At 42.3% G+C, this 13,661-nt stretch carries 9 protein-coding genes; 5 read left to right on the top strand and 4 right to left on the bottom strand.

All coding sequences use genetic code 11. The features are described 5' to 3' along the window. Nucleotides 1-15: 15 nt before the first annotated feature. Together ATB74_RS01990 and ATB74_RS01985 are read right to left on the bottom strand one after the other, a co-directional pair. Nucleotides 16-639 carry an HAD family hydrolase gene (locus ATB74_RS01990; protein ID WP_061016178.1) on the bottom strand — a complete coding sequence of 208 codons (624 nt, stop codon included), beginning with the start codon at nucleotides 637-639 and terminating at the stop codon, nucleotides 16-18. Nucleotides 640-861: 222 nt separating this feature from the next. Then, nucleotides 862-1,818, bottom strand: a complete 957-nt coding sequence (locus ATB74_RS01985; protein WP_061016175.1) for a helix-turn-helix domain-containing protein — start codon at nucleotides 1,816-1,818, stop codon at nucleotides 862-864. A gap of 340 nt (nucleotides 1,819-2,158) precedes the next feature. Between ATB74_RS01985 and ATB74_RS01980 the strand changes: the two genes are divergently transcribed. From ATB74_RS01980 to ATB74_RS01965, 4 genes are all read left to right on the top strand, one after another. Next, nucleotides 2,159-3,403, top strand: coding sequence for a membrane dipeptidase (locus ATB74_RS01980; protein WP_061016173.1), 1,245 nt, complete (start codon nucleotides 2,159-2,161; stop codon nucleotides 3,401-3,403). 629 nt (nucleotides 3,404-4,032) lie between these two features. Next, the gene (locus ATB74_RS01975) at nucleotides 4,033-4,800 is read left to right on the top strand and encodes a hypothetical protein (protein ID WP_060980727.1); all 768 of its coding nucleotides are present in this window, start codon (nucleotides 4,033-4,035) and stop codon (nucleotides 4,798-4,800) included. A gap of 179 nt (nucleotides 4,801-4,979) precedes the next feature. Then, on the top strand, nucleotides 4,980-7,670 hold the full coding sequence (gene ygjK, locus ATB74_RS01970) for an alpha-glucosidase (RefSeq protein WP_061016170.1): 2,691 nt from the start codon (nucleotides 4,980-4,982) through the stop codon (nucleotides 7,668-7,670). 333 nt (nucleotides 7,671-8,003) lie between these two features. Next, nucleotides 8,004-8,711, top strand: coding sequence for a GntR family transcriptional regulator (locus ATB74_RS01965; RefSeq protein ID WP_060980729.1), 708 nt, complete (start codon nucleotides 8,004-8,006; stop codon nucleotides 8,709-8,711). Nucleotides 8,712-8,831: 120 nt separating this feature from the next. Here ATB74_RS01965 and ATB74_RS01960 read toward each other — a convergent pair whose 3' ends face one another. Further along, nucleotides 8,832-9,926: a carbohydrate porin gene (locus ATB74_RS01960; protein ID WP_061016168.1), complete on the bottom strand. Its 1,095-nt coding sequence runs from the start codon at nucleotides 9,924-9,926 to the stop codon at nucleotides 8,832-8,834. A 760-nt stretch (nucleotides 9,927-10,686) separates the two neighbouring features. After that, the gene (locus tag ATB74_RS01955; RefSeq protein WP_060980731.1) at nucleotides 10,687-11,886 is read right to left on the bottom strand and encodes an enolase C-terminal domain-like protein; all 1,200 of its coding nucleotides are present in this window, start codon (nucleotides 11,884-11,886) and stop codon (nucleotides 10,687-10,689) included. 261 nt (nucleotides 11,887-12,147) lie between these two features. Here ATB74_RS01955 and ATB74_RS01950 point away from each other — a divergent pair, with 261 nt between their 5' ends. After that, nucleotides 12,148-13,581: a PTS transporter subunit EIIC gene (locus tag ATB74_RS01950; RefSeq protein WP_060980732.1), complete on the top strand. Its 1,434-nt coding sequence runs from the start codon at nucleotides 12,148-12,150 to the stop codon at nucleotides 13,579-13,581. The last annotated feature ends 80 nt before the right edge of the window (nucleotides 13,582-13,661 follow it).

The raw sequence follows: 13,661 nt of genomic DNA, 5'->3' as shown, positions 1-13,661 counted from the left end.
TCACTCGCCAAGGTGTCAATCTATTAAATTAACGCCAAGCGCCTGCAAGCTGTTTTCACACAGAACGGCATCGGTAAACTGGATAGCAGCCATACCCACAGATCTCGCACCTTCAACGTTATAAGGCATATCGTCGAGGAAGACGGTTTCTGAAGCTTTAAGCCCATAATTAGATAAAAGCGCTTGGTAGATTTCAGGTTGTGGCTTAAGCATACCAAGCTCAGCGGAGACTGCCGCACCATCAAACAACGCCCAAAATTGATAGGTATTTTTTAAGTAATCAACAATCTCGACCACATTGTCTGTAAGCGCGTACACACCATACCCAGATCGCTTTACACGCTCGATGAGTTCAACTGAACCGTGCAGTAAGATCTGCGTTTGCTTAACGTAATAGAACAGGCGATCGCACTCTAATGGAGATAAGCCGAGCTCATGTTGATAACGCAGCTTAGCCTCACTTTCGGTCAAGAATCCTTTGTTCAAATCCAACCAAATCGTGCTTTGGAAAACAGAACGAGCTCGAGACTCCAAGTTTTCAGTATCACCAAAAGTAAGACGGGCAATTTCCAGAGGTGCCCAACGCACAATGACATTACCCACATCAAACACCACATTTTTGATTTCATTAGAACTCATACATACTCCTGTGATCGCCATGTTATTGATGGAAAAAGACACAAAGTGCCACGCATCAAGATTCATAGCGAACGTTTATAAATTAAAAGTCTCGAGTAGAATATACAACCAATAGAGTACAAAAAAGACCATCATTACGACGGCCTTCTCAATATTCACTAACGAGTCAATCATCAACATAAATCAGCTTCAGATGGGAATATGGTCGGTGCTTTATAAGCGTTATACGTTTATGTCATCACCTGCACTCTTTTTGTTCTTTTTCCATTGAAGCGGTGTTATTCCGTTCGATCGCTTAAACGCTCTTATAAATTGTGAGGCATCTGCGTATCCCAAGTGAAGCGCAATATCTGAGATCGAATAGTCTTGCTCAGTCATAACGCGCTTGGCGAACTCAAAAGACAGAGCTTCTTTGATAGTCCGAAAAGTCGTCCCCTCTTCACTAAGCGCCCTTTGGACTGTGCGCTTACCCATTCGGTTTATCTGACCAAACGAGACCAAATCTACATCTACTCGACCGATATAAGGAAGTAATGCTTGTGTCACCTTGAAGGTAGAAGTAGTGGCCGTTGACACCGCTTTGATTGAGCAATCTCGATCAATGGGGTGATACGAAATGCACGTCTCATTTTGACCTATATACTGTGGCGTTTCCGTTTGTATTCTCAACTCACTTAACGCACTCGCCGACACCGAAACTAAATCGTAACGAATTGGCTTATCAATATTAGTCTGCTGAGTTTTGAAATAAGTGTGGCTATAAACAATCAAAAACAGCTCGGCTTCAATACCATTGAGCGAGCTATTAGATACTCGAAATGAAAGCTTCAATGACTGTGAAGACGATTCAACGGACCATTGTTCAAACGGAAAAAGGGCGAGAAAATCTTGAGCTGAATGGTTGGAAAAATCGAGTTCGAGAGCGGCTCGTTTAGCACTGCCTAATAACGAAGAAACAAACACCTCAGACGGTAATACCTTCCTCAAACCCTCTAAGAACTGAGTAAACACATTAAACGAGACATATTGAGCAACTGAAGTCTCCATTGAGAATGGCATGCTCACTTGAACTGCGAGCGCTTCTATCGCGGCATGATATAGATCTAATGACTTATCTTCCCGCACACACTGTTGAAAATGGCTCACAACACTCTTCGCAATCAATGGTAACTCAAGCATCAGTTCACGATTCCTTTATCTTGTTCAAAACAGGTAAAGTCCAAAACTCAACCCAATATCAGCATCAATATCTTCATCAATATCTTCATCAATACCGGCTCTAAGCTCATTGGCACAAAATGCGCATTTTACTTTTCTAGCTTAGCTACTATTACCTCAAGTTAACAAGAGACGCTTTAAGTTTTTGCATTAAGGCGAAATCACAATTCAGGACGTAACGCTTTGATTACAAAGTATGACAGGGTTATCAATTTTAAATGACTCAACGATACCGTCAGGGTCTACTATTAAATCTAGGCATAAATATAAATGGACTTAAGCCTGTAATTGAGAGGTTTTCATGTTTAAAAAGATCACGTTAGTAGCAGCAAGCATCGCAATGAGTGTTGGTGTTGCACAGGCAAGTGTTGAGAGTAAGACCTGGCCAGCATCAGACAAGGCTAAAACATTTGTCCAAGACACCATTGTCATTGGTATGCTCGCAAGCCCTTATGGTGCTGGTTGGCAGGACGAGCAACAACTGTTGGATTACTTCCAAGATGCTCGTGATGCAGGTATCACAGGGCATGAATACACCATTACCGCTGCTGATCACAACTTTGATGACTTCTTGTTTCACCATCATAAACACCGCTCTGCAATGGCAAAGCAACCTGACAATTTCATCATCGCGCATTCCAATAATGACATTGAAAAAGCGCACACCGAAGGCAAAACCGCCGTACTTTGGAACAGCCAAACCGCCACTATTCTGGAAGAAGATGTGACCAAAATGGCGATTCTAAAAGACATGGGTTTAAAAAGCATGATCTTGGCGTATAACGACATTTTCAGAACAGGCTCAGGGCAATTAGCAGCATTTAACGGTAGAGATATAGGCCTAACACCTTGGGGAGAATCTGTTATTGATTCGATGGTCGAGTACCAAGTCATTCTCGATCTCAGCCACACAGGCTCAAAGACTGCAAATGACGCGATGGATTACATGGAAGAGAAGTATCCTGGAACTCCATTTGTTTACACTCACTCAGTGCCTGCAGGGCTTTATAAGAGTGAGCCAGATGCAACACCACAAGGTTGCTACCGTGCTATTCCCGATGATGAGGCAATACGCGCGGCTAAATCAGGTGGCTACGTTGCCCCAACCTTCACGGAATGGATGATGGACGGCGTTTGGCCTGAAGATATACCTCCTGTTCAAGCTGCTGATATGATCGATTACTACGTAAAATTGGTAGGCGTTGACCACGTAGGTATTGCAACTGATGATATGTTCTCTACCGCAATGGTTGTGGATTTCGCAACCAAGAATGCAAAAATGTACGACGATGGCGGCTACATGATAGAAGCATTCAACAAAGGTGCGACCGGTAATGGTGAGCTGTCAAAGATCCTAGCGGCGATTACCGATGAACTGTGGAAACGCGGTTACAGCAACGATGATCTTGCCAAGATCTACGGTGGTAACAAGATGCGAGTGTACGCTCAAGTATCTGAGGGTACTGACCCAGACAAGTTCCAAAAAGAGTACGCAAAGCGTCTAAAAGCGCTCACCAAGTTAAGAAATGAAAACTTAGCTATGTAGCTCGCTACTAACAAAGCTCAAACACTCGAAGCACGTCCTATTGGGCGTGCTTTTTTCTTGCCTGCTTGTAGGCAATCTCCTCATTCCGCCTATCAAGCAAAGAGAGAAAGGTGAGATACCAAGTATTTTTAAGATCGAGTAATAAATAGGACAAATATATAGTAAGTTTAGGAAATAACTATATAATATGATTACGCTTCAATAATTAAACTCTCCATTTAACTAACCTCCTTACTCCTTATAACAATATTTTCACTGGTCACCTCCTCAATAAAATGCCAGTCAATCAGAAATATTTTGTGATATCAGTCTAGACTAAATTACCAAGTACAACTTTTTGATACTGCCCACCCAATAAACTAATCTCTCGTAAGAAAACTTTTACTAAAATCCACCATAAACTTAATTTTATGCATCAAAACAATTATACTCATCGCATACTGACAAAGAGATAAACAGCAATAATATTGAGTAAAACTTGTACAAATAACAACAAGTAAAAACCTCAAGTTTGGCAATTATTTAACTCACAGTAAATATTAGAAATATTTGGAACCAGAATCACAAGAGTAGGACTCTCTTGAAATTATTATCAAGGATGCTGACAAAAATAAAACAGGCATTGTTAGATGAATAATTCTGCAACGTATTTACTTGCTGCTTTACGAGAAAAAATCAAAGAGAAAGGTATTTGTTATTCCGATCTCTCTACTGGGATGGCAATTCCTCTCTCAACGATTAAAAGACAACTGCACAATACGTCTTTGGGGCTGGATAAAATACTTTCGTATGCCACTCATTTAGATACTGACTTAGTAGAATTATCTATGCGAGGCAAACAATTACAGCAAGAGAACGAGCAGTTTATTACCGACATCAACAGTGAAATATTTAACCAATATCCATATTTGTTTGATTTCCTGTATCTATTACGACGCAAGGAATGGTCACCACAAGATATTGCCAAAAAATACCAACTGAGCCATACGTCAGTCGCCATATATTTTCGCGCATTAGAAATGATGGATTATGTTGAATTGAAAGGTAATGACCAATACCGATTCAAAGATCAAGGCCGTTTTATTTTTGAAGAAGGTTCTAAGCTTGATACTTTATTCGCTAAACGTTTTCGAAATGAAGTTTTCAGCCATGATGTACGTCCCCCTATCTGTATGGGAAGCATTGCCATTACTGAAGAACAAGAAGAGAAACTGGCGAACGAAGTATACAACAAACTGATTGAGTTTGATGTACAAAACAAGAACAGTGAAGGTAGCGAACGACTCAGGAATGTGTTGATGACCTACACACCAGGCAATCAGATATTTCTTTCTGATACGATTCCAAATATTGATGGTGAATTATTAAAAGCCATATCGATGGCAAACGAACAATAATTAATTACTTGTTGTTTAAACAAGTTTAATAAATAAAGAAAAGACGTAAATAAGCGATCTTTTCTCATACCAATAAGTGAAATAAATAAAGCTGAATCTTCTTCACGAAACTCGGCAGGGCATGTCTCGACCTTTTTTCGCCTGATCAGATTCAAAAACCAATAAATGAAGGATATAACATGCAGTTTAAAACGTCTTTATGTGCGATTGCTGTCGGGGTTGCTCTAACACTAAGCGGATGCAACAGTAGCGATAATAGCTCGAATGTGGATGCTCCACTTAAAGCGACCGAATTCCACAACACCATCGATCGTGCTGGGGTACCAGTGGCATTACGTGATTTGCACGGCGGTCACCTGCGCTACATTCCGATGTTCGATAACGGCTCATGGCATGGTCATACGCTAGACACCAAAGGTGGTGAAATAACTCTAGGTGGTACAGCACTGCTGACCGAAGAATACGTGTCATTCATGGCCGCACGTTTTGACCGTTTGGCCCTAACTGTCGACGGCCAGCCAATGCCGCTAGAACTGACAAAAGCATACTCACAACCAGGTGCGTTGATCCAAACGTATACTGGCGATAACGGTATTCAAGCCGAGCTAGAAATGCGTTTTGTGACTAATCGAACTTCTCTTGTGAAAACCACCATCAAGAACCCAAATAAGCTGGATATTCAAGGCGAATGGGGTGGTGAATTGATGCAAAACTATCGTGCAGATGATGGCACGGCATACAAGAATGAAGACAGTACAGTCCGTAGTGTTGAAGAAGCTTACCCAACTTACTCCCGTGAAATTACAGCGACAGACAGTGGTGTAGAAGTCTCTTTTGGCGCAGTTCGTGATTCATGGTCATTGTTGACATCTGGCGATTCAAAGTTCGAAGTAACGCGTTCTATCAAACCAGAAACTTCTACCATCAATGATGATAAGAAAGGTTTCGTGCAAACGGCCTCTCTAGGTGATGGCGAAGAGATCACCTTATACACGGCTTACACTCACGTTCAAAACACCAAAGAGCAAGCGTCTGAGTTTGCAAAACTGGATAAAGTGATGGCCGATCCAAAAGGTTACATGCACGATTCAGCAATGCGTTGGGAAGAATACCTAGAAAACGGTCTCACCAACGATGCGGCTTCAAAAGAGCATGAGTTTGTTGCAGTAAAAGCAATGGAAACATTGAACGCGAACTGGCGTGGTGCTGCGGGTGCGATTGACCACGACACGGTAACCCCTTCCGTTACAGCTCCTTACTTCTCGGGCAACATGACATGGCCGTGGGATACATGGAAGCAAGCTTACGCAATGTCACACTTCAACCCAGATGTAGCGATGGAAAACATTCGTACTGTATTCCAATACCAAGTGCAGTCTGATGATCCAGTCCGCCCTTGGGATGAAGGCTACCTACTTGATGTCGTGACTTACAACCTACCAGCAGAACGTTGGCAAGGCATGTCTGCGGAATACAAAAAAGTATTCCCTCAAGCGACCGATGGCCTGAACTGGAACGAGCGTAATACTAAGCCATCACTGGCTGCATGGGCTGTTTGGGAAGTGTATACAGCACTGAAAGACGAACATAACCGTCCCGAAGAAGCACAGAAGTGGCTAGAAGAAATGTATCCGAAGCTAGTGGCATTCCACGATTGGTGGTTACGCGCTCGTGATACCAACAAGAACGGAATACCGGAATATGGCGCAGCGAAAGACCCAATTCATACCGTTTTCGAAGATGATGTGAATAACGGTTCTTGGGGACCAGATGCGTCTGTGGACGACATGAAGTTCCAATATAAAGACGAAGCGAATGGCGATACGTGGATCAAAGAAACGAGTATCGAGAAGTACAACGAATTACTGACTTCTGGTGAGTACACTGCGATGAGCATACCTGCGAAAGTTGCAGCGGGTTGGGAGTCAGGTCGTGACAACGCGGGGGTGTTCGGTTTTATCGACACCATCGACAACCTACAAGGATTAACTGAACAACCGACTCAAGAAAAAGCGGAAATGATAGACCAAATGGGTCGTTACGCTCATGACACTAATGGTTTCGACAATACGTATGACATCGCTATGGGCACAGACGGTTCAGTGGTGACTTACCTCGATGATTCAGTTGAGAACATGAACAAGCTGGCTCAGGCGAAGAAAGATTGGGAGGTGAAGTTCAACGAGAACACAGACGATTCAAACAACTTATCAGGTTATTCACTGATGCAAGAGTCGGTAGATCAAGCGTCTTACTGGTACTCAGACAACCTATACCTATCTCAAATCGCCGACGTATTGGGTAAAGCCGACAAAGCCGCTGAGTTTGCAGAAAAGGCGGCCGACACCAAAGAGTACATCAACCGTTGTATGTACGATGAGTCAACAGGCTTCTACTACGATATCGAAGTAATACCAAATGGACTGCCTAACCAATGTGCAGGTCCGGTATTGGTGAAGCGCGGTATGGGACCTGAAGGTTGGTCACCACTATTCAACAACGCAGCGACGCAAGAACACGCGGATAAAGTCGTAGAGAACATGCTAAATACCAGCAAGTTTAACTCACCTAAGATTCCGCTAGGTACGGCATCAATGGACAACCCGGCTTACGGCCCAGACATTTACTGGCGTGGTCGCGTGTGGCTGGATCAGTTCTACTTTGGTGTACGCGGTATGGACAACTATGGGTACGGTGTAGAAGCGCGTCAAATGGTCGACAAGCTATTCCAAAATGCGCAAGGCCTAACAGAAGCTACCCCGATTCAGGAGAACTACAACCCAGAAACGGGCGAGGTTCAGGGCGCGAATAACTTCTCTTGGAGTGCCGCGCACCTTTACATGTTGTACAACGGTTTCGTGGGTAAATAGCAGCCACACTCATTAGATATTAGGCGTTGCAGATCCCCCCCTAGCATCTGCAACCGCTTAACCCTCTTCAAGTTAGATTCAAAAGTCACAGTAAATGCTGTGGCTTTTTTATATCTGCTTACACGTAAGTTCGCCTTCACGCTTATCTAACCAAGAAAGAGAATGAAGTCACACACCCAGAAGTAATGCTCGAACTCGCCCTTCAAAACACCCTATTTCTCATCATCTAAATGGCCTTCTATGTTAGAATTATCGGCTAGTTCGGAATGTGCTGAGTCTCTGATTTAGTTAACTATAATTTTATCACCATGAGTGTTTTTTTAAGTTTTTAGAATGAAAAAATATGAATTAGTTGTTCAAGATATTGTGAGCAAAATTTGCCAAAACAGTATCAGCCATAAGCTTCCTGCTGAAAGAGAACTGTCTGAAATATATGGATTATCTCGTTTCACGATTCGTAAGGCACTAGCCAAGCTAGAGGCCATTGGAATGGTGAAATCTAAGGTGGGTTCTGGTTACTTCGTCAACACTTCTCTCATTGGTACACCACTGGTGTACAACTCCATTACTGAAAACAGTTTTGAAGAGATCTCTTATAAAAAGCTCCAGCTGAATAAAGCGCTACCCGACAACCACGAACAGCAGATTTTTTCTTTAGACGACAATGATTACATTTGGAAAATTAGACGGCTTCGATTGATTAACAACAAAGTAGTTCAGATCGAAGAAGCCAAGATCCCTGTCAATGTCTTCCCAGAGATGAATGCCGAGATCATTGAAAACTCAATCCAGAAACATGCGCTAGCAAAAGGCCTTCAGATCGATAGCTACTTAACGACGTACCAAGCGATCAATGTGTCTAAAGAAGATGCGGAGTTGCTCGGCTGCAAAAAAAATGCGGCGGCGATGAATATCACCAACCGAGGTTTCTTAGCATCGGGGGAGCTGTTTATCGTCAGCGATATCATCGACATCAACTACCAATGCACCTACCACACGCCTTTTAACAGTGAGAGCATGAGCTTCCGAGACAAAAAGTAACGGTTTTATTTGTATTCAGCTACTTTGTCTTCCCATGTTTAGTTTCTCTAGTTTCCGTTATTCCCTAAAAGCAACAACCCGCACAGTGGCGGGTTGTCAGTAGAATTGAATCAACTGTTATTAGAATTCGTAGTACAAACGTACGCGAGCACCAAAATCATCGTCTTCAGAGAACGCAGATGTATTGGTCGTTTTGTTGTCGACCGTCGTGTAATAAGTACCAAGAAGAACAGAGAAGTCTTGTACTTCGAGCACATTCTGGAACTCATAAGATGCGTAACCCGTGTTAACCGTCACATCACCTTTCGCCCATGTGGAATCATATTCGTTCGCACCATAGATGTAACCGATACCGAAGTTGTTATAAAGCGCGTTCAAACCCGCGGTTGCATTGGTCTCATCTACCGCATCTAAGTAAGCAAAGTTAGCGTTAACGCTCCAAGAATCATTAGACCAATTACCTGTTAGACCATAGCCAGTTCGGTCAGAGATATCTTTACCCGAGGTGTCGACAACGGCATCGCTAACTAAGTTAGTTTCCATTGAGGCTGCAACAGTAAAGTCACCCATTTTATATGACACAACCGGGCGAACAAGGAACGCGTCTTTGGCGTTGTCGTGGTCTACGTCCACACCATGGTAGCTATCAGAGAACAAGTCAGAGCGGTCACCGATCATCGTACCAACCTCGACATACAGATCCCCAAAACTTTGGCTATACATCAACTGACCATCAGAACCACGACCGCGAGCTTCTTTCATCTGGTAGATATAAGCGCTGCCACCTGTATAAAGTTCATTTGAGGTATCACCTGAATACTCTAGGAAAACATCAAGGCCGACAGGGAACATATCGTAGGCTTCAAAACGACCCGCTTTGATCGCCCACCCGTCTTTTTTGCCGAACTCAAAGTAGGCATCATCGAGTGCAACATTGCCTGTGCTTTCAAATAAAGGCTGCGCTTTAACCCCAACATAGTGACCATTACTGGTGTACTTTTCGCCAGCGAACTCAATCAGAACTCGACCATCTTGGTTGAACTCTGCGTCACCATTATCATTCGACTCTCGATCTTGGTAGTTGAAGTTCAGCTCCACGTTACCACCAACAGAGAAGTTACCTTCTTCTGTATCAACAATGGCAATGCCTGCATGAGCCCCCATTGCAGAAGTAACTAAAACAGCAGCTAAAGACAGTTTGAATGTGCTTTTCATATAAACCCTAATATTATTTTATTGTTATTAGTTGCATAGCAACTATTTGATCTTCAAGTTGAAATATATGGACAGTATTCGACTCGATTTCTAGGGCGTATATTTACTAATTAACTCCTCATTCACAATATTATTAATCTGGAATTGCAGACCTAAATCACTGTTTTACACTTATCAAAATAACCTTTAAATTCAACACTTTAAATATAAAACACAAAATCAAAAACTAAAATAACCTCTATTGCACAATACAGGCCAAATAACACTAAAAACTTGGGTAATTTTATAACAAACACGCTAAATTACTTAACTTTCAATACCCTGAAATTTATTTAATAACAGCTAAATTGTTAATTAAACTTTCAATAGCTAAAGGTTAATGAAGCCATATTAAAGATATTAATAGTGATAATTAATGTAAATCACTACTTTTTCATGAACCGATCAAATCAAACTTAAATTTTTATCAAAAATAAAACCCTAGTAAGTAGCCAAATTAATGTGCATTTATAATGAAGTATTTTCATGATAATCAGCCTGTTAATTCTGAACTATTTAAAGTCAGTTAATTGAAGGTATGTGAGAGGTAATACTAATAGTTTGGATATGAAAATTCTGATTACTTGCTGATTGATTAGCTAGGCCAGCAACAGCAACAGCAACAAATCGAGAACGAAGACTGACAAAAAAGCTAAAACTAACGATAAGTTTCAGACAAAAAAAGGCCGCTATCTGCGGCCATTTTAGTTAACTCAATGAGTTATGGAGTGTGAATCGCGCCATCAGGAAGGCGACTTTGAGTCCACTCGTGGGGGCGATACATAACGGGGAACTCGGCTGCAACCTCTCGGTCAATTTCAACACCAATACCTGCGATTTCTGAAGCGTATAAGTAGCCATTAATTGGCTCTGCAGCGTTCGGGAATACCTTGTGCGTATTCTCGTTATATTCGACATGCTCTTGAATCGCTGCATTATGTAAATGCACGTTCAAATGCGTATTCACCGCAGCGCCAATTGGCGTCATATCTGGCGGACAGTGCCACGCAATACGTACACCGAAGTTCTGGCATAGATGCCCGAGTTTCAGAGCTGGCGTAATACCACCGATTTGTGAAACATGACAACGGATGAAGTCGATTCGACGATTCGCGATTAGAGACTTCCACTCTTCAGGGTTATTAAATAACTCACCTAAGCCCAATGATACTGAGCTTTGGCTACGAATATTGTCTAGCCATTCCGTTTGGTTTGGCGGAAGAATATCTTCAATGAAGTACGGCTTATATTGCTCCACTTCTTTGGCAAATTGTATCGCTTGGTTCGGGAAAAGGCGCTCGTGAACATCATGAAGAATATGGAATTGATTACCATACTTCTCTCTCAACGACTTAAACATGGTTAGCGTGTTGTCCATGTACTGATCTTGGTCGTAGTACGAGCCTTCAGTCGGGCTTTGAGTGGTATGCAAATCGGTTGGAACGCCACCATAGAAACCAAGCTGACAACGAATGTGCTTGTAGCCTTTGTCTAAGAAAGATTCCACCAGCTCATAAATACCTTCCATTGTGTCGCTAGTCGCGTGTGTGTATACAGGAATAGCATCACGAGACTTACCACCAAATAACTGGTGTAACGGCATACCCGCCAATTTGGCTTTAATATCCCACAGTGCCATATCAACACCGGAAATTGCATTATTGATAACAGGGCCATTTCGCCAATAAGCGTTGACCATCATCATTTGCCATAAGTCTTCAATATTATTGGCGTTTTTACCAATAAGAATAGGTTTTAAATATTCATCGACCATTATTTTTACAGCAAGCGGTCTTTGTTGGAATGTCGCACAACCAAAGCCAGTCACACCTTCATTCGTTTCTACGACAACGGTAATGAGGTTGTGTCTGTCTGGTTTAGTAATAATACAATGGATATCGGATATAATAGTTTCTTTCACAATTAAATAACCTAAACTTAAGTCAACTCCTATTATCTAACCGCTTTAAAAATCACATTTCAAGCGCTAATTTTTGCCCAAAAATAATTGGTACGTTAAGTGTTTTTTTTTGATAAACAAAACATACCAATTGGCAAAAAACGCTGAAAAATTAATTTTTCGAATTTTAAATGTGATTGAGATCTCTTTTTTCTCCGTTGGATTTAAATTGGTTGTCGTTATGATTTCTCGAGTTAAATATATTCCAATAACAGGTGTAGTATGCAAATGGTAGAAAAGAGTGATGCCGTTGTGAATAACTCTAAGTCATCATCGAAAAAGAAAAATTTCAACGAAAATATACAGTTATTAGTCACCGCTGTTGGTGGTGAAGACAACATCGTGAGTATCACGCACTGTATGACAAGGTTGCGCTTCAAATTAGCAGACGAATCGCTGGTAGACGAAGAAGCGGTCAAGCAGATCGCAGATGTGAAAGGTGTGGTCCTTCAACAAGGCCAAACCCAGGTCATCATTGGAGTTGAGGTCGAGAAGTGGTTCAACGCACTCTCAAACACTCAGCAAGCTGACGCGACTCCTGCTGATGAGCTAGAGAAAGGCAAGCTATTCCAAGGTGTGATGCGCATTGTCGCGGGCATCTTTGGTCCTGTTGTACCAGCCATTGCTGGTGCCGGTATGCTCATGGGTCTGTTATCAGGTCTCATTGCAACCAATGTTATCTCTGAAACCTCAGACACGGTTTACTTCTTCCGTTCAATTTCTGTCGCGGTGTTCTTCTTCTTACCTATGTTGGTTTCTTTCTCTGCAGCTAAAGTATTCAAAGTAAACGAATATATTGCGCTTGCTGTCTCTTCAGCAATGCTAGCGCCTCTGCTTGTTGATAAAGCAGCAATGCTAAAAGACGCAGGTGCAGCTCCGGAGCTAACCGTTCTTGGCGTGGTTCCTATTGAGCTGCTCAACTACGGCGGTGCAATTGTTCCTGCGATTCTTGCAATCTGGTTACTGTCTAAAGTGACTCCGTTAGTTGACCGTCTAGTACCTTCTTCAGCGAAGCCTGTATTTACACCACTGCTTGCCTTTACGGTTACTTCAACCATCACGCTATCATTTGTTGGTCCTGCTGGCATTTGGCTAAGTAACGGTGCTGGTTGGGTAATGAGTTCATTGCTGGAGATCTCTCCGACGTTAACAGGCTTTGTATTTGGTCTAACTCGCCCGATTACTATTGTATTTGGTATCCACCACAGCATGACGCCAATCAGCCTGAACAACTTTGCACTGTATGGTAAGGATCTACTTATGCCAATCATGTGTTTGGGTAACATGGCAATTGCTGGCGCGACAATGGCTATCTGGCACAAGCAACGTAAAACGGTTTCTAAAGAGCAATCTTCAATTACGATGGGCTCAAGTGTTACCGCTATCTTAGGCATCACGGAGCCAGCTCTATTTGGTGTCCTAACTAAATATACCAAAGCGATGATGACTGCGAGTTTAGCAGCAGGTGTGTTCGGTGCTATCTCAGTAACGATTGATACTCACTTAACGAGCTACATTCTTTCGTCTGTATTCAGCCTGCCAGCTTACCTTGCAAGCGGTACACAAAACTTCCTTCAAGCAATCATGGGCGTGGTAGGTGTGTTCGCACTGTCTTACGTATTAACACTGTTGTTCGTGAAACTAGACAACAAATAATCGGCTAGTCTTACTCCCGTAAGATTAGATTCGAAAAAGCATGACCATATCTCGTTATGGTCATGCTTCCTCAATACGAA

Source organism: Vibrio splendidus, assembly GCF_001557875.1.
GTDB lineage: Bacteria > Pseudomonadota > Gammaproteobacteria > Enterobacterales > Vibrionaceae > Vibrio > Vibrio splendidus_F.
Note: the sequence above shows the minus strand (reverse complement) of the source record. Positions and strands in the feature narration are given on the sequence as shown.